The following is an 18,330-nucleotide window of genomic DNA, read 5'->3' as shown; positions in this document are numbered from 1 at the left end:
CTTCCTCTTGTTTTGTTATTCATGAAGGCTTCCTCCGTTTTTTCGATATTTCGATTAAAACATAAATAACCCGTAAGAGGGGCACTTTTTTCAAAGTTTCCATCTTACGGGTCACAGTTCATTTTCTGCTGTGACACCTTTTTTTAATTATAGGTTATCCGCCCGTTACTTCTTTAAATTACAGATGTAGGTTCAACCGGCTTAGGTTCTGATTTTTGCGGTGGATTAAACCGATAGACGATATAGGCGACTATGAACGGCATGATAATCGCGAAGATACCAGCCCCTACATTCACGCTTTCCTTCATAAAGATCAGCGTAGCGCCCATCAGAATGCTGTCAAACACGACGTGACTGAACATGACGGCAATAAAGCCGTAACGAAGGAAAATATAACTAAAGAGCAAACCGATCACGGTCAGCTCAATGGGACGGGAACTGATGGGATAGATCGGATACAACGTATGGCCAAACGCCCAAACCAGCGTAGTGATCAGGCAAGCAATGAACGTGCTACGGAATACTTTTTTCAACATAGGGATTCCGAAAAAACGATAAATAGCTTCCTCGGATAAACCAGCGAGCCATGCAACGATGGGCAGCAGCCAAGCATATCTCATGTTGTAAGGAGATTGAGTAGCGTCGGTAGTGGACCAGTTCTGCAAGGTAAATGATAATACGATGAACATAAGGGTTTGCACTCCCAGCAGCACGAATGCCCAGACGTATCCTGCCCGGATACTATCCAGAACATATTTTCCATAGCCAGGTTCTTTAGCACGTGGCCATGGGTTCATCCCCTCTTCTTTTTTCCAAAGGCCGTCCCCTCCAACTAAAGAAAAATAGAGCAGGGAGGACATTAGGAGGCTATATAAGGCATAAATGATGAACATAATGACGGAAGTGATCTGAGCCTCGAGTCCTTCGCCTGTGGATTCAGGGAGCATATTATAGGTGCTGATCATCATGATTACAAAATAAGCTGAGCTTAGGAATATTCCACGCTTAAAGGAGGTATATTCTCTTCTAAGTATGCTGTAGATGAGTGCCAGAATTCCTAAAGCTAAGGTAGGCAGACCGTAGCCGAATAATGTAAGCTTTTCCGCGAGAGAGGTCTGGTCCTTCACATAGGAGGTATGCCAGGCTGGAGCAGTGAATCCTGCTTTAAAGCTGGATACCTGTTCGCCAGTGAAATTTAAATAATAGTGTAGTAAGGATTCGCCGATCTGAACGGAACGATCTGTATACACAAGCCCATAGTTTCCCGTATTCGATTCAATTTGCAGCTTGGCAGGATTCACATCCCATTCCTGAAGCCAGGGACGGGCAAGATTTTCTTTTTGTGCAAGTGATAAGGTAGTACCCTTGTCCTCTTCTTTTGCACTGGTGGATACATTGCTTGGTAATCCGGCACCCGATCCTTCTGCACCTTGTGTGAAGGCGACAACTGCGCCAGTGTACATATTGAGGTCAATGGAGATCAGTGGCTCTTGTTCCGCTGAAGGACGAAGTGTTACACGGAAAATGTCAAAAGGATATCGTTGATCCAATTTCTTCTTTGTATAGTCCTCCAAAAGCTTCTCGCGGGACATATATCCATAAAAGGAAGAGTCCGTTTCGTACAGTACATTCCACTGATCATTTGGTGCTTTGGTATAGTTTAGCTTTTGTTCTGCGAATGATATCGCTTTGTCGCGGGCTTCCGCCTTGCTGATAACGGTAGTATCTTCCCCGGCAGGGCTATTTAGCACCGAGGGGGCGATCTGAAACATAATAAATAGAATAAGACCGATAATGCCCGAGATGATGAGCCTCTTGGAGAGGGCACGTTGCTGTAAGGGCTGGCCAACGGGATTCATGTAACGCCTCCTTGTAAATTGACAATGTTATGTTCCATTATAGTATTAGTGCCATGATAGTTACAAAAAATCGTACATTCTTTTTATGGGTAATAGAGATATTATAGAATAGGTGACTGAATATATACCATGAATTTAAGGTGATCTTTTCTTCATTTTTCATGAAAATCGATGCAATTGCAGGGAAAACACGGAAAAGTGATGAGAAAAGGCACTCTTAGTGGTACATCCTCTCCAAACCGCATTTTTCATATGAATCACCATTAATAGTGTCTTTGTGATTTTTCGAAATAACATATATAATTTGTATGCAATTGTATATAGCCGAATTTCAGGTGAAAACGGGGGAACCACAAGAAGTAATGAAAAGATGAGTATACGCCATAGGCGGTGTCTTTATTCATCAGGGGTGAATTTCGTTCTAGAACGAATAGGGCAGCCTGCACAGTCCGAATCCGTCAGCTAACCTCGTAGGCTAATTTACTGCAGGAACCAAGGGTAGCATTGGTTTTCCAGTGCTTTTTTTGTTGGAATTCTTTAAATTTAGATAAGAGGGTGAGCGTAGTGGCTTCACAGTTTCGCAGGGTTTCTGAATCAAAGTTCCTGAAGCTCTCTCCGCCTCAGATTATGGTGCTTGGTTTTGCATCGATCATTCTGATTGGAGCCTTGCTGCTTATGCTTCCCATTTCGAGTACCAGCGGGAATGCTGTGAGTTTTATTGATGCGTTGTTTACTGCAACATCGGCCACATGTGTGACAGGACTTGTGGTGCTGGACACCGGGACGACATTCACCATTTTTGGGAAAACCGTAATTATGGTGCTTATCCAGGTGGGCGGCTTAGGGTTTATGACAATGGCGACCTTATTTGCCATGATGATGAAACGTAAAATTTCCTTGCGGGACAGACTGATCCTTCAGGAAGCAATGAACCAAGGCTCTATGGAGGGGATTGTTCGACTGATCCGGAGAGTACTTATTTATTCCTTGGTCATCGAAGGCTGTGCAGCGGTGCTTCTGTCCATACGCTGGGCGTTTGATATGCCACTGGGAAAGGCCGTTTATTTTGGAATATTTCATGCGGTGTCTATGTTTAATAATGCTGGATTTGATATTTTCGGGGATTTCCGGAGTTTAACCGATTATGTATATGACCCGCTTGTGAACATCGTGGTGATGTTTCTGATTGTCTCTGGCGGTATTGGTTTTATTGTCATGTCGGATCTGGTGGAGTTTCGTGTCAAACGTAAATTATCTTTGCATAGCAAAGTTGTACTCTCCACCACTGCAGGGCTTATTCTTATCGGCGCTTTGGTTATTTTTATATTTGAATTTACGAATCAGCGCACACTGGGGAATTTAAATTTCGGCGGCAAAATATTATCGGCATTCTTTCAGTCCGTATCGCCCCGAACCGCTGGCGCCAACACGGTGGATATTGCCGGACTGCGGCAAGCCTCACAGTTCTTTATGGTTATTCTTATGTTTATTGGTGCATCACCGGGCTCAACGGGTGGCGGGGTCAAGACTACGACCTTTACCATTATGATTGGTGCAGTAATCGCGATGCTGCGCGGGCGTGAAGATGTTGTGCTGTTCCGTTATCGATTGGCGCAGGAGCGTATCTATAAAGCGTTGACGTTAACTTTACTGGCTTTACTATTGGTCCTTTCTGTATCAATGCTACTGTCCACAACAGAGGATAGTAATTTCTTAGCAATATTATTTGAGACGACCTCAGCCTTTGCTACGGTGGGACTAAGTATGGGGCTTACACCTGAACTGTCTGTTATCGGCAAGATTCTGATTTGTCTGACGATGTTTGCGGGTCGCCTAGGTCCATTAACATTAGTGTATGCGCTAGGACCAAAACAGGGTAAACCATTGTATAAGCACCCAGAAGGTAAAATAATTATTGGATAGGAGTTAATCCGAAATGAAAGCACAGCAATTTGTAGTAATCGGTTTAGGCCGCTTTGGCTCAAGCCTTGCACTTGAGCTGATGGAAATGGGCTACGAGGTACTCGGCATTGATCACCATGAGGAGCGCGTAGAGGAAATGAGTGATCACCTGACGCATGCGGTAGTGGCTGATGCTACAGATGAGGGGATTATGCGTTCGCTTGGCGTGCGGAACTTCGATTGTGGGATTATAGCGATCGGCGACAATATGGAACGAAGTATTCTGGCGGCGATTTTGTTAAAAGAGATTGGAGTCAAGCAAGTAGTAGCCAAGGCGATCTCGATCCTTCATGGTCGTGCGTTGTCCAGGCTGGGCGTGGACCGGGTTATTTTCCCAGAGCGGGATATGGGCATTCGTGTAGCACATCAGCTCGTGACACCCAATTTGCTGGACTATATTGAGCTGTCCAAGGATTATAAAATCGTCGAGCTAACCGTTCCGTCTTGCATGAACGGGAAAAGCTTGTCAGATTTAAATACAAGAGCGAAATATGGCTGCAGTATTGTTGCCCTGAACCGGGAAAGTGGAATTATAGTGGCTCCGACGGCACATGATCATTTGAGTGAGGGCGACGTTATGGTACTCATTGGTTCTAATGAAAGCATTGATCGATTTGAGGATGAAGTTGTAAACAAAGATTAAATAGTTAAACCCTCCGTCCTTATAGGGCACGGAGGGCTTTTTAAATTTAGGTAGACGAAAGAGGCAGCTATTACTTCTCTCGTTCCGTCAGAAACATCTCTTCTGTAACCTGCACGAGGCTTCGAGCCGCTGTGCTCAGGCTTCCATCGTCACGGTATATTAGACAGGTAGTTCGCTGAGTCTGCTCCAGCTCCTTAATATGCAGAGAGACCAGCCCGCCACCGTTTAACAACTGTGGACGTAGATAAGACTTGGGCAGTAACGCTGCTACATTGACTGTCGGCAGAAGCCGCACGATGGCTTCGAAGGAGTCAATCTCCATACGGACGTCTGGATCAATTCCACAGCGCTGGAACAGATCGTCCGTTAGACGGCGGTACCAGGTGCCTTTGGAGAAGAGGATCATAGGCAGTCGGGAGAGATCATCCATGGTTAGCTTGGTAGATTGATTCAGAGGATGATGCTCAGAAACAACCAGTCGAAGTTGATCCTCAAACAGAGAAATACAGCGCAGTCCAGGTTCTTGAATAGAGGAAGCGATCAGACCAATATCTGACTTTCCTTCACTGACAGAGGAGACAATTTCATGTGTTCGGCCTGTGATTAGCTTCAGCTCCGCAGTTGGGTATTTCTCCATATATGCGTTAACTAGTGGAGGCAGAGTGGTCTGGAGTGAGGTAAGTGACGCCCCTAAGGTGACGAGCTTTGGCTCGCCTTCTTTGTATTTAGACAAAGCCTCCAGAAATTTAGAGCGCTGCTGCCGTTGTTCAAGTGCGTAGGAATAAGTAAGACGCCCAACCTCGGTTAACTCCAGACGCTTGCCATAACGATTAAATAGCGCGACACCCAGCCGTTCTTCCAGCTTGGAGATCTTACGAGATAGGGCAGGTTGGGACAGATTGAGCTGGCGGGAGGCCCGATTCAAGCTGGAGTGCTCCACAACCGCTGCAAAAATATCTAAATCGTCAAACATATTTATGTTCCTCTCGTAGTGCAATCTATAAACAGCAGTGACGAAATTCATAGCCATGAAGACAATACTTCATGCCCCATAAGGGAATAAAAGTTTTGTCGGAAAATGTTGTTTCTCTAAATGAGAATTATTATCATATAAAATCTATTCTTATGCGTTTATTGTATAACGTTTAATAATTAGATTGCAATTCCCTTATAAGGGAAAAAGGAGTAACATGAAAAGTGACACAAGATATTCACATTTTGTGAAAAAGAAAACAAAGTCCGGGAAACCAAGGATAGCGGTAAATATAGACGATTTGTCATTTCATAGTCTACGTTATCCTGTGTCAAATGTAGTTCCGGCGGTAAATACACAATAATGAAAACGCTGTTTTAATCGGAAAGGGGTTACTATGTATGAAAGGATTTTATTCCAGAAAGATTCATTCCTTGCTAGGCGTTATCCCGCTTGGAGCTTTCTTCATTGAGCACATGATGACGAATTTTGCGGCTGTAGAGGGTGGCGCTTCCGGTTTCACTGACAGCGTGATATGGCTGAATAGCCTGCCGCTTGTCTTCTTCCTGGAATTGTTCGGTATATGGCTTCCTCTGCTGTACCATGGCGTATACGGACTGTATATTGCCTATCAATCCAAGCCGAACTTGAACCGTTTCAACATTGAAAGAAACTGGCGTTATACGCTGCAACGTATTACAGGAATTATTACTTTTGTCTTTATAATCTGGCATTTGTTCCAAACCCGGGTTCAGGTGGCAGTTGGTAGTGTAGAGCATGAAGAGCTGGGTGGCCTGATGCATGATATCGTGACTCAACCACTGATGTTGACACTGTATATTATCGGTATCGTTGCAGCATGCTTTCACTTCTCAAACGGCCTATGGTCTTTCTTGATCAGCTGGGGAATCACGGTAGGACCCCGTTCACAGCGGGTATCCTCTTACCTTTGTCTCGGTATATTTGTTCTTGTAACGTTTATGTTCCTCATTTCGCTAGTCACTTTCCGTGATGCTGAATTTCAAACCGCAGCTTCCATAGCTCAGTCCATAAAGACTTTCATCTAAGTAATTATCCTCTCAGGACTAGATTCCAGAATCCTTTCTGATATTTTCGATAAAGGGAGTGAACTTATCATGGCAACAGCAAATATCATTATCGTGGGTGGCGGTCTGGCCGGCCTGATGGCTACCATCAAGGCAGCGGAGTCCGGTGCACATGTTCAATTATTCTCATTAGTGCCTGTAAAAAGATCACACTCCGTTTGCGCGCAAGGCGGCATCAACGGCGCGGTAAATACGAAAGGGGAGGGCGACTCCCCTTGGGAGCATTTCGATGATACCGTTTACGGCGGTGACTTCCTGGCGAATCAGCCACCGGTCAAGGCGATGTGCGAAGCGGCACCAGGTATTATCCACCTTATGGACCGGATGGGCGTAATGTTCAACCGCACACCTGAGGGATTACTCGATTTTCGTCGTTTCGGTGGAACGAAGCGTCACCGCACTGCATTTGCTGGTGCAACGACAGGCCAACAGCTTTTGTATGCGCTGGATGAGCAAGTGCGCCGCTGGGAGTCCGAAGGTCTTGTAACGAAACGTGAGAACTGGGAGTTCCTCTCGGCCATCATCGACGACGAAGGCGTATGCCGCGGCATAAGTGCCCAGAATCTCAAGACGATGGAGATTGAGACTTTTCCCGCAGACGCTGTTATTTTGGCTAGCGGTGGGCCTGGTATTATTTTTGGTAAAACAACGAACTCCGTAATTAATACGGGCACAGCCGCAAGTGCGGTATACCAGCAGGGTGTGCATTATGCCAACGGAGAATTTATACAGATTCACCCAACGGCTATTCCAGGAGATGACAAGCTCCGCTTAATGTCGGAATCAGCACGTGGTGAAGGCGGCCGCATCTGGACTTATAAAGATGGAAAGCCGTGGTATTTCCTTGAAGAGAAATATCCATCCTACGGTAACTTGGTGCCGCGCGATATTGCTACACGTGAGATTTTTAATGTGTGTGTGGATCAAGGGCTGGGCATTAACGGTGAGAACATGGTGTATTTGGACCTCTCTCACAAGGACCCGAAAGAGCTGGACGTGAAGCTTGGCGGGATTATTGAAATTTACGAAAAATTCATGGGGGATGATCCCCGTAAAATACCGATGAAAATCTTCCCGGCTGTGCACTATTCCATGGGCGGCATGTGGGTCGATTACAATCAAATGACGAACATTCCTGGTCTTTTTGCGGCAGGAGAATGTGAATATCAATATCATGGAGCGAATCGTCTAGGCGCTAACTCTCTGGTATCTGCCATTTACGGTGGTATGGTTGCTGGACCAAAGGCTGTTGAATACATTAAAGGTCTGAAGAAATCATCACAAGATATCTCCTCTTCTGTATATGATAGCTTCCACAAAAAGCAGACGGACAAATATGAGTCTCTGCTAGCGATGTCAGGTACAGAGAATGCTTATGTGATTCACAAGGAACTGGGCGAATGGATGACTGCCAATATGACCGTAGTGCGGCACAATCCAAAGCTGGAAGCGACCATTGGCAAAATTAAAGAGCTTAAAGAGCGTTATCGCAATATCAATATGAATGATGCATCGCGCTGGAATAACCAAGGTGTGGCCTTCACCCGTCAGCTGTGGAATATGCTGGAGCTGTCTGAAGCGATGACACTGGGAGCGCTTATGCGCAACGAGAGCCGCGGCGCTCATTACAAGCCGGAATTCCCGGATCGTAATGATGAGGAATTCTTAAAGACCACGAAAGCAGCCTGGACTGCAGACGGTCCGCAAATCTCTTACGACGAAGTCGATGTCTCACTGATCCCTCCACGGGTCCGTGATTATTCGAAGGATTAATCTTTCCCAACAGTGAAACAGCTTGCGAGGCAAGCTTAATGAAATAAAATCAGGTAATTTGAGGAGGGAACCATTATGGCGGAAACTGCTACAGCTCCCAAAAACGTAAAGTTTATCATCACCCGCCAGGACGATCCACAAAGCTCATCTTATGTTGAGGAATTTGAGCTCCCTTATCGTCCGGGTATGAATGTAATCAGTGCTTTGATGGAAATTCAGCGTAACCCAGTGAATGCCAAAGGTGATAGCACCGTTCCGGTGTGCTGGGATTCCAACTGTCTAGAAGAAGTATGCGGAGCTTGCTCGATGGTGATCAACGGCAAACCTCGCCAAGCCTGCGCAGCGCTTATAGACAATCTGGAGCAACCTGTACGCATTGAGCCGATGAAGACCTTTCCGGTGGTGCGTGACTTAGTGATTGACCGTACCCGGATGTTTAACGCTCTAAAACGAGTGAAGGCCTGGATTCCAATCGATGGTACGTACGACCTTGGGCCGGGACCACGGATGCCGGAGAAGAAACGGCAGTGGGCTTATGAATTATCTAAGTGTATGACTTGCGGCGTATGCTTGGAAGCTTGTCCGAATGTCAACGAGAAGACGGATTTCATCGGACCCGCAGCCATCTCTCAAGTACGCCTGTTCAATGCTCATCCTACGGGTGAAATGAATGCTGATGAAAGATTGGACGCATTGATGGAAGATGGCGGTATTGACGGCTGTGGTAACTCACAGAACTGTGTACGCGCTTGTCCAAAAGGGATTCCTCTTACCACCTCCATTGCAGAAATTAATAAGCAGACGACAAAACATATGTTCAAACGCTGGTTAGGTGTGTAATAAGTAGTACCGCCAGATCTTTAATATTGAGCTATCCTGAGTGGTGGATTTTTATTCGCTGAGGATAGCTTTTTTGTTTATAATTGGTAGGGAATAGGAAATTCGTCTAGCTCAGAAGAATGAATAGCATATGCTATAATATCCATTGTTAACGTACGTTAGGTGTGGATCAACAGGGAGGAATAATCGTGATTTGTCGGGAGCATGATGGAGCAATTGTAATGGTTAAACAGCATGATCACGGGAAGTTAGCTGGAGAGCTTGCCATTTGGTTCAAGGAAGAACATGTGCCAGAAGAGGGGCGCCGGGACGAGGTGCTTTGGGCGGTAGCTGAACATGACCGGGGCTGGATTGATCTGGATGAGACGCCCTTTTGGAACGATGCGGAACACGCGCCTTACAGCTTTATTGATTTTCCTGTAGTGCCGAAGCTGACCTTTTATAAGCGGGGACTTGATGAGATCGAGGCGCGGACACCTTACGGAGCGCTTTTGTGCAGCTTGCATTTTGAACGACTCATTAAGATTTCGGGATTGGATTATCCAGAACTGACTTTATATCAAGAGCATGAAGAGGAACGTAGATCCCGTATTCACCGGGAATTGGAAGTATCCAAACCGATTGGTGAGGATGAGTTGTATTATGATGCCCGTCTTTTGGAGTTCTGCGATGACTTATCCCTATATTTGGCTTTAAATGAACCGGGTAGCCCGAAATCTGAGGAGCATCCATGGTGGCGTGAGGGATTCTCTGGCAGTGAAGATTTCAGTTTTACGTCAGGTCGTACGATAACCGTGGAGTGGAAAGATAAGTCAACGTTAGTGCTGGATCCTTTTCCCTTTAAGAAGACGGTGGAAGTAGCCTTTATGCTGAAACGAGTCCAACAATCAGAAATTGCTAAGAGAGGCATCGCACCTGCATACAGGGATACGCCAGAGGAAGAATGTAGAATTGTACTGACGGCTCTAAACGAAAGCTGAAGGGAAGGAGAAACTCCGTATGAAGATACAATCGTCTGGGGCTTCTCCCAATAAGAAAAATAATCATTCAGGTAAAGACACCCACTCTAGCGCCTCTGGACGTCGATCTAAGGGCAAGACAACAATGACCCGCCGGCAATTCCTGGTTCGAGGTGCGGCTACTGTAATCGGCGCAGGCGTCCTCACAAGTGGTTACGCTTGGCAAGGGGAGCCAAACTGGATTCAGGTTACTAAGCTGAAGTTGTCCTTCAAAGATATTCCCTCTGCTTTTTCAGGCATGAAGGTTGTCCATTTCAGTGATACTCACCTTGGGTTTAATAAGGATGCCCGTGATCTGGCTCGACTTGCAGAGCGTATAGCTAAGGAGGAACCGGATCTTATATGCTTTACAGGTGACATCGTGGACAGCAACCCTGAGGATCTTGTAGATGCTATACCTGTATTGGCAGAGCTGAGTGCTCCACTAGGAAAATATGCGGTCCTAGGCAACCATGATTTCAAGAATACGAAGCGGATTATCGAGTTGTTTACATCTGCTGGTTTCCGGGTGCTAAGGAATGAATCTTATCTTCTAAAAAGAGGCGGAGCAGTTATGGCTGTGACCGGACTGGATGATCTGCTACATGGCGAGCCTGACCCTGTGAAGGCACTCAGGGGTGTGCCTGCAGGAACCTTTACCGTTCTGATGATGCATGAACCGGATTATGCTGATATAGCACAGGCTCATTCATTTCACCTACAGCTATCCGGGCACAGCCATGGGGGACAGATTCGCCTGCCGTTTGTAGGTGCGCCATTCACCCCTTATGGGTCCCAAAAGTACATAAATGGATTGTATTATACAGATACCAAGCGCATGCCAGTGTATGTGAATAGAGGTTTTGGCGAAACAGTCATGCCTTTTCGTTTTCTATGTAGGCCTGAATTAACGGTGCTGACATTGCACCATTCATCGGATGAATAGACTGATATTTTAGCTGCATGGAGGAGGAGAGAGTATGAGCACTTATGAGGCAGTATCGTTCCAGACGCAACAAGGTGTGGCGGTTGACCTTAGGATGATTCCGCCCGAGGATGCTTGTCATTTGCAACAACTGCTCTCCCATCCAGAAGTGCAGGCTCATATTCAAATACGCATCGGAGCTGGATCAGAACTTGCTCAGGTGGAGAAGCTGGTGAACCGGATGTTATTCGCATTCGATCCTTGCGCGTTACATGCGGGAATCTATTTGAAGGAGCAGCAGAAGTTGATCGGTATTGTTGCTTTACAGCATTGGAACCGCCGTGAGGGCAAGGCCACTTTAGGATATATGCTAGATCCGGCGTACTGGGGAGGCGGATTGGCGACAGAGGCAGTTGGCTTATTCATAAATTACAGTGTTCATACGCTTGGGATCACACGGATCGAAGGGCGCTGCCGAGGAGATAATATTAGATCCGAACGTGTGATGCTTAAGAACGGCATGATGCTGGAGCGAGTGATGCCCAGAGTAGGCTCCTTGGACGATGTAATGAAAGTATTCACATTGTTACACAAATGAAATAATGCCGTTATGAAACTCTAACAGTGTCCGGTTAAACTAAGTACATGACCCCCTTTTAAAAATATAACTGCTTTGGGACCCGATGATTCGGGTCCATTTTTTTGTCAGGACCTAATCCGATCGTTTATGATTAACAAACAGTCGAATGAATTGAGAAGGAGGCGTAAACATCTTGAATGATGTAATACAAACGTTAATGAATCACCGTTCTTTCCGGCAGTATTCTGATCTGCAAGTGGAGCCGGGTAAGCTAAAGATAATGATTGAATCTGCCCAAGCAGCGCCCTCGTGGGTTAATGGACAGCAGGTCTCCATTATAGCTATCAAGGATCCTGCGCGTAAGCAGCAGCTTTCGGTCTTGTGCGGCAATCAGAAGCATGTAGCAGCAGCCCCCGTCTTTCTGGTGTTCTGCATGGACTTCTATAGAGCGAAATTAGCAAGTAGAGTGGAGAACAAGTCTTTTGAAGCGGTAAAAGATGTAGATGCTCTGCTCGTTGGAGCTACAGATGTCGGTATCTCAGTGGCTAACGCGATTGCAGCGGCAGAATCCATGGGGCTCGGGATCATCCCTATTGGGGGTGTCCGGCGCAATACAGCAGGCGTTATTGATCTGTTGAAGCTGCCGGAGTACGTATTCCCTATCGTCGGGCTCTGTGTCGGATATCCAGCCGAAGAGGCCGTACAGAAGCCGCGGCTGCCGCTGGAAGCGGTGTTTCATGAGGAACAATACAATCCGGATGTGGAAGGTCTCCTGGAGGCGTATAATCAAACCCACCGTGAATATATGCAGCAGCAGGGATTAACGGAGAGAGATTGGACGAGTACGATTGCTCATTTTTACGATATCAATCCGGAATATGGGGATGCGAAGCGCACCCTGAAGCAGCAAGGGTTTACCTGCGATAACCTATAAATAAACGACAATGCACCAAGCGGAGATTGGTTTAACGGAGGGTAACTCCACCCCTAAACCAATAACGCTTGGTGCATTTGTTTAAATATAAGAAATCTTTACAGTGAAACTTTAATTTTCTCGCGCTGCTTGTAATAAACCCAATGTGTAAAACCTATCGCTTTTAGCTGTGCAGCTACCGCATCTCGGTCTTCTGCGACCCGGGACGGCTTATGCGCATCCGAACCAAAAGTAACCTCTACGCCAAAATGGTTTGCACGCTCCAGTATATCTTCTGATGGATACCAACCGCCAACCAGTTTGGTTCCGCCTGAGGTATTAATTTCGATCGCCACGCCACATTCACTAATTACTTGCAGACAGTCATCCATTGGCTTTGGAGCAGGGATTTCTGAAAAAGCAGGATAATTTCCCTTCATCGCATCAATGTGTCCAAGAATTTGGAACATGCCACTGCGGGCGGAATCAGCAATCAATCGGTAATAATCAGACTTCACACGAATCTGTTCATTCTTGCTAAGCCCTTTCCAGCGCCTCTTGTTAAAAATACTGACGCCACCAACACTATGTACCGATCCAATCACATAATCAAAAGGATAGGCAGATAATGTTTTGCGGTAAAGTTCGGCATGCTCAGGGAAAAAGTCTGATTCAATGCCTAGCAGAACGTCGATTACACCTTCGTATTCTTTTTTGAGGGAGAGGACTTCCTCAACATAATTTGATAATTCGGACTTACTCATTGCAATTAGAGGAAAAGCTTGCTCGGAAGGACTTCCGAAATAAGGGGTATGGTCTGAAATGCCTATTACCCCTAGACCCGCTGAAATTCCAGCTTCGATATAATCTCTAATCGTTCCATCGGCATGGCCACAGCGAAAATGATGTGTATGCAGGTCAAATTTCATCAAGATCAACTCCTTTAAACAAGGTTATGCAATTAGCTCAGAAGTATCGATTCCACTTTTTGGTGTATTTTATTCAGACCCAATAAATTGTGTCTCCGGCATACCTTTGAGATCACTAAGAAACTGTCTCATGGCTGAGTTCACATATTTTCCAGACTTCGTTATGACGCCTACAGGATGCGTGACTTCCAATTCAATAATAGGCACAATTTTGAGGGAACCGGCTCGCACCTCAGCGGTCACTGACTGCTTGGAAATAATGGCTGCACCTAAATCGAGCTCTACCATCCGTTTCACTTCCTCGCTGCTGGTCAGTTCCATAATTACCTGTGGCTCTATGCCATGCTTGGAGAATACCTCGTCGGCAAATTTCCGGCCCACTGTATCCGGTGAGAGCAGAATTAGCGGGGTTTTGTTTAAGGCTTCTATACCTGCAGTCTTTACTTGAGCCAGGGGGTGTCTGGGTGAGACCACCAACTCGAATGTATCATAATAAAGAATGGAAGTAGTCATGCTCGGACTACGTCCGATCAAATAGCCAATGCCGACATCGACAATGCCATTCTCGACATGCTGATAAATTTGAGACGAGGACATAGAGGAAATAGATGTTTTAATATGAGGGAACTGGTCTTTAAAATAGGATAAAATACGCGGTAAAATTTGAATGGCGATAGAGGTAGTAGTGCCGAGAATAATATGTCCTTGGGGATTATCTTCAAGATCCGCAAGTCTCTGTTTAAGCTCCTCGACAATCGTCACAATTTGTTCCGCATGCTCCAGAAATACAGTCCCTCGATCGGTTAACGTAACAGGCTGGTTCCGGTCAACCAGCTGTGTTTTGAACTCTTCTTCAAGGCTCTTGATTTGTGCTGAAACTGCTGGTTGTGTCAAGTTAAGCAGTTCTCCGGCCTTGCGAAAGCTCATTGTTTTGGAGATCGTTATTAGTGTCTCCAGCTGGCTGATGTTCATGGAATACCTCCTTTGGACAAGCAAATATGAAAGTGATGGGGTGAAATATTACGTTCCATGTTGGCATTTGATTTAAATTATAGGAGATAATACCCGACAGAGCAATGTTGCAACATAAACAAACTGGGGTTCGAATTCGACATGTACATTAATTTTTGCTGAATTGTGCCGATATATAAAGTATAATAAATCCATATTACTTGGGACTTTTGGTATATGACTAAAGCACGATATAGGGGGAGACAGGACTTTCATGAAAGCAGAAGTAATTAATCCGTTTTTAGAATCTGCACGGACAGTTATAGAACAAGTGATTCAGGTCTCGCCTTCCACTGGGAATTTAGGCATCAAAGAAATTGAACTGATCGATAATCATATATGGATTCAAGTGGGAATGACAGGCCAGCTGAGCGGAAATATTATATTTGGTATCGCAGAGCAGGTAGCCTTGCGAATGGTATCGATTATGATGGGCGGCTATGTGATTACGGAGATGGATGAGATGGGTCAGAGTGCAATTTCAGAGCTGGGCAATATGATCAGTGGAAATGCTAGTACGATTCTATATAATCAGGGAGTTTCAGTGGATATAAGTCCTCCCCAAATTATGAAGCTTGAGAGCATGTCTTTTTTGCCTCGCAGAGCACTTAGTATTCCATTGTTGATGGATGGGGTTGGAGAGATGGATATTCAGGTGATGATCTCTTAGGCAAGAGTTAGGAGCTGAAATACTTTTTATGGTACTTAAAGATAAGGTTGTTGTGATTACAGGAGCATCCAGCGGTATTGGTGCATTAACCGCACAAATGGTTAGTAAGCAAGGTGCAATTCCAATCCTTGTGGCACGTTCCGAAGCGAAGTTGAAAGAAACGGCGGCCGGTATTCCGGGCGTTTTTGGACTGTATACATGCGATGTAACAGATGCCGACGGTGTGCAAGAGACCTTTGCTCAAATTTTGGCGACTTACGGCAGAATTGATATTTTGCTAAATAATGCTGGGTACGGTAAATTCGCCGCTTTTACAGAGATGGAACCTCATGAGTTTGATGATATGATGGATGTTAACTATATGGGGATTGTTCGCTGTACGAAGGCTGTTGTTCCTCATATGTTAGAGCGGGGAAGTGGCCAGATCATAAATGTGGCTTCTATGGCAGGGAAGATCGGTACAGCCAAATCGGTAGCCTATACAGCCACCAAGCATGCTGTTCTCGGATTCACGAATGCACTCCGTCAGGAGCTGCGGAAGAGCGGTATTATCGTTTCGGCTGTGAACCCGGGCCCCATTGCCACTGATTTCTTCAAAACGGCTGACCCTTCCGGTAATTATGAAAAGAGCGTAGCTCGGATGATGATGACACCAGAACATGTCTCCTCCAAGATCGTAAAGGTCATGGAAACTGGCAAAGAAGAGATTGATCTACCGGGTCTTGCAGGGCTTGGTATTCGGCTGTACGGTCTGTTTCCTCGTCTGGCGGACAAGCTTACTTATAATGCGATGAACAGAAAATAGAGCCTGCCGTCAGCATTATTGGCCTTCCATTTGGTGGAGAGGCCTTTTTGGCATATAATGAAGATATTATCTCAAGCGAAAAGGATGAATTACACTTATGAATAAAGCTTCTTTTGCGGCTATCGGCATTCAGGAAGACCTCGCTAACCGATTGTCGGAATTCGGTATTAACGCTCCATCCCCGGTACAAGAGCAGACGATTCCACTTCTGCTGGAGGGAAGAGATGTTATTGCTGCTTCCCAGACTGGAACGGGTAAGACCTTGGCCTATCTGTTGCCTCTGCTTCAAACGATCAACCCAGAGCAGAAGGTGGTCCAAAAGCTGGTGCTCGCCCCTACACAGGAGCTGGCGATGCAAATCTTACGTGAGGCGGAACGTTATGGCGAACACCGTGGGATTCGAGTCATGGGTCTTATTGGCGGGGCAGCCATCAAACGCCAGATTGACAAACTGCGTGAGCATCCACAGCTTGTCGTGGGAACCCCTGGCCGGATTCGCGAATTGATTGGGCTTCGCAAGTTAAAAATGCATGAAGTCAGCACGATTGTTCTAGATGAAGCGGACCAAATGTTTCAGCTAAGCGGGGCCGGAGAGGTAACGAAAATTGTTAGCAGTGCACTGCGTTCACGCCAGCTCGTTATGCTGTCTGCGACAATTGGTCCGGAGACGAAAGCCTTGGCAAATCGTGAAATGAAGAACCCGGCAGAGGTTGGAATTGCTCCTGGTGTCATGACAGCAGAGAGTTTAGAGCATCATTACGTTGTAACGGAAGAACGCAACAAAATAGATATGCTGCGTCGGGTCATCCGTCATTACAATCCAGATAAGGCGATTGTGTTCGTGAATGCGACTGATGATATTGCAGAGGTAGAGGCTAAGCTAAACCATCTTGGATTAACCGCAGCCGCACTTTACGGGGATGCTGATAAAGTAACGCGCAGTAATGTATTGTCACGTTTCCGTGAAGGGAAATTCCGCGTGCTTGTCGCCAGTGATGTAGCCGCCAGAGGACTGGATATTGAGAATTTGTCACTGGTAGTTAGCTTTGATCCTGCCTTTGATTCCGAGCATTATGTACACCGTGCGGGTCGTACGGGGCGGATGGGAAAACGCGGATTATCCGTAACGATTGTGACAGAGCAGCAGACCTTTATTATGCGTAAATTTGCGCGTGAACTGGATATTGCCCTTGAAGCGCGGGAAATGGTCGGTGGCAAAGCGCTAGCAGCAGAAGAAGCGCGCAACGCTTTGAATAATGGACGGGGACGAAATGAGAGCAGCGGACAACGGCGCGATGCTTCTTCTCCGCGTAGCAGCAAGCCACAGGCGCGTACATCCGGGAATGCAGGAACTCAGCCGTCTACAACCAGCAAAGAGCAGCAACCTGTTAAAAGACTGGCTACGATCCAGACAAGTGAGGCAAGCGTAGAACCACAGCGCGATTCTCAGCGTAGTGTGAATCCTTCTGCAGGCGGGCGTGGAGATGCTACTCCTGCACGGAGTAAACGCAGCAGCAATGCGGAACGTGAGAAGAACCGTAAGAATAAAGGAGCACCAAAGTGGTTGAAAGACAAAACTCCGAGAGGTGACGGTCAATGAATAATTCTCCCGTATTGCAAATTACGGGCCTCAGTGGTGGATACAGCCTGAATAAGCCGGTGCTGCATGATATTGCACTTCAGGTGCAGCCTGGCGAAATGGTTGGTTTGATTGGTTTAAATGGAGCAGGAAAAAGCACGACCATGAAGCATATCCTAGGATTGATGTCGCCCCATAAGGGCGATATCACAGTAAAGGGAAAGGCTCGTGCTGAAGATCCTATCGGATATCACAATGCTTTGACTTTTGTGCCAGAATCGCCTCTTCTGTATGACGAGATGACGGTACGTGAGCATGTTGAATTCACAGCAAGAGCATATGGGGTAGAACAAAAAGATTACGAAACCCGCAGCTTACATCTAGCCAAGCTGTTCCATATGGAAGATAAGATGGACACATTGTCGACCCATCTATCCAAAGGGATGAAGCAGAAGGTCATGATCATGTGTGCTTTCGTGGCGCGGCCAGCGTTATATGTAATCGATGAGCCTTTTTTAGGGCTAGATCCGTTAGGCATTCGCTCGTTGCTTGATTTCATGATGGATCTGAAAAAGTCAGGATCTTCTATTCTGCTCAGCTCTCATATTCTTTCTACCATTGAGAATTATTGCGACCGCTTTATTGTGCTGCATAAAGGTAAGGTGATTGCTCAGGGAACGCTGGAAGAAATTGCGGCAACCACTGGACTACAGGGGCTGACTTTGGAGCAGCTGTTCTACGAGCTGGTTCAGGGAGGGAAATAA

The 18,330-nt window shown here is 46.1% G+C and carries 17 protein-coding genes and 1 riboswitch; of the genes, 13 read left to right on the top strand and 4 right to left on the bottom strand.

From position 1 onward, the window contains the following. Window positions 1-173: 173 nt before the first annotated feature. Entirely contained in the window at window positions 174-1,859 is a 1,686-nt protein-coding gene (locus L1028_RS26935; protein ID WP_234541027.1) for a CPBP family intramembrane glutamic endopeptidase, read from the bottom strand. Between the two features lie 312 nt (window positions 1,860-2,171). Beyond that, window positions 2,172-2,352, top strand: a riboswitch (cyclic di-AMP (ydaO/yuaA leader). A 134-nt stretch (window positions 2,353-2,486) separates the two neighbouring features. On the opposite strand from L1028_RS26935, the gene L1028_RS26930 reads away from it, so the two are divergent. After that, the gene (locus L1028_RS26930; protein WP_234541029.1) at window positions 2,487-3,782 is read left to right on the top strand and encodes a TrkH family potassium uptake protein; all 1,296 of its coding nucleotides are present in this window, start codon (window positions 2,487-2,489) and stop codon (window positions 3,780-3,782) included. A 13-nt stretch (window positions 3,783-3,795) separates the two neighbouring features. Next, window positions 3,796-4,464 (top strand): potassium channel family protein, encoded by a 669-nt coding sequence (locus L1028_RS26925; protein WP_234541026.1) that lies wholly within the window; start codon window positions 3,796-3,798, stop codon window positions 4,462-4,464. Window positions 4,465-4,534: 70 nt separating this feature from the next. Here L1028_RS26925 and L1028_RS26920 read toward each other — a convergent pair whose 3' ends face one another. Further along, window positions 4,535-5,437 (bottom strand): LysR family transcriptional regulator, encoded by a 903-nt coding sequence (locus L1028_RS26920; protein WP_234541025.1) that lies wholly within the window; start codon window positions 5,435-5,437, stop codon window positions 4,535-4,537. A gap of 401 nt (window positions 5,438-5,838) precedes the next feature. Here L1028_RS26920 and L1028_RS26915 point away from each other — a divergent pair, with 401 nt between their 5' ends. The 7 genes from L1028_RS26915 (at window position 5,839) to L1028_RS26885 (ending at window position 12,593) form a co-directional block, all read left to right on the top strand. Then, window positions 5,839-6,504 (top strand): succinate dehydrogenase cytochrome b558 subunit, encoded by a 666-nt coding sequence (locus tag L1028_RS26915; RefSeq protein ID WP_234541024.1) that lies wholly within the window; start codon window positions 5,839-5,841, stop codon window positions 6,502-6,504. A 69-nt stretch (window positions 6,505-6,573) separates the two neighbouring features. Further along, entirely contained in the window at window positions 6,574-8,316 is a 1,743-nt protein-coding gene (gene sdhA, locus L1028_RS26910) for a succinate dehydrogenase flavoprotein subunit (protein ID WP_234541023.1), read from the top strand. Window positions 8,317-8,391: 75 nt separating this feature from the next. Then, a complete protein-coding gene (sdhB, locus tag L1028_RS26905; protein ID WP_042130877.1) occupies window positions 8,392-9,156 on the top strand; it encodes a succinate dehydrogenase iron-sulfur subunit in 765 nt (254 codons plus the stop codon). 188 nt (window positions 9,157-9,344) lie between these two features. After that, a complete protein-coding gene (locus L1028_RS26900) occupies window positions 9,345-10,136 on the top strand; it encodes a DUF3891 family protein (RefSeq protein ID WP_042191546.1) in 792 nt (263 codons plus the stop codon). A gap of 19 nt (window positions 10,137-10,155) precedes the next feature. Further along, window positions 10,156-11,100 carry a metallophosphoesterase gene (locus L1028_RS26895; RefSeq protein WP_234541022.1) on the top strand — a complete coding sequence of 315 codons (945 nt, stop codon included), beginning with the start codon at window positions 10,156-10,158 and terminating at the stop codon, window positions 11,098-11,100. Window positions 11,101-11,134: 34 nt separating this feature from the next. Then, window positions 11,135-11,677 carry a GNAT family N-acetyltransferase gene (locus L1028_RS26890; protein WP_234541021.1) on the top strand — a complete coding sequence of 181 codons (543 nt, stop codon included), beginning with the start codon at window positions 11,135-11,137 and terminating at the stop codon, window positions 11,675-11,677. A 175-nt stretch (window positions 11,678-11,852) separates the two neighbouring features. Beyond that, window positions 11,853-12,593: an NADPH-dependent oxidoreductase gene (locus L1028_RS26885; RefSeq protein ID WP_234541020.1), complete on the top strand. Its 741-nt coding sequence runs from the start codon at window positions 11,853-11,855 to the stop codon at window positions 12,591-12,593. A 98-nt stretch (window positions 12,594-12,691) separates the two neighbouring features. Here the strand turns inward: L1028_RS26885 and L1028_RS26880 are convergent, their stop codons facing one another. Then, entirely contained in the window at window positions 12,692-13,501 is an 810-nt protein-coding gene (locus L1028_RS26880; RefSeq protein WP_234541019.1) for a histidinol-phosphatase, read from the bottom strand. 69 nt (window positions 13,502-13,570) lie between these two features. Next, complete coding sequence (locus tag L1028_RS26875) at window positions 13,571-14,473, bottom strand: LysR family transcriptional regulator (RefSeq protein ID WP_042191539.1); 903 nt, start codon at window positions 14,471-14,473, stop codon at window positions 13,571-13,573. A gap of 253 nt (window positions 14,474-14,726) precedes the next feature. On the opposite strand from L1028_RS26875, the gene L1028_RS26870 reads away from it, so the two are divergent. The 4 genes from L1028_RS26870 (at window position 14,727) to L1028_RS26855 (ending at window position 18,330) form a co-directional block, all read left to right on the top strand. Continuing rightward, entirely contained in the window at window positions 14,727-15,182 is a 456-nt protein-coding gene (locus tag L1028_RS26870) for a chemotaxis protein CheX (protein ID WP_042130872.1), read from the top strand. Window positions 15,183-15,210: 28 nt separating this feature from the next. Next, entirely contained in the window at window positions 15,211-15,987 is a 777-nt protein-coding gene (locus L1028_RS26865) for an SDR family NAD(P)-dependent oxidoreductase (RefSeq protein ID WP_234541018.1), read from the top strand. 97 nt (window positions 15,988-16,084) lie between these two features. Beyond that, complete coding sequence (locus tag L1028_RS26860) at window positions 16,085-17,587, top strand: DEAD/DEAH box helicase (RefSeq protein ID WP_234541017.1); 1,503 nt, start codon at window positions 16,085-16,087, stop codon at window positions 17,585-17,587. Then, complete coding sequence (locus L1028_RS26855; protein WP_234541016.1) at window positions 17,584-18,330, top strand: ABC transporter ATP-binding protein; 747 nt, start codon at window positions 17,584-17,586, stop codon at window positions 18,328-18,330. Before L1028_RS26860 ends, L1028_RS26855 begins: the two co-directional genes overlap by 4 nt.

Source organism: Paenibacillus pseudetheri, from assembly GCF_924513355.1.
Taxonomy (GTDB): Bacteria; Bacillota; Bacilli; order Paenibacillales; family Paenibacillaceae; genus Paenibacillus_AQ; species Paenibacillus_AQ pseudetheri.
This window is presented reverse-complemented; position numbering and strand designations above follow the sequence as displayed.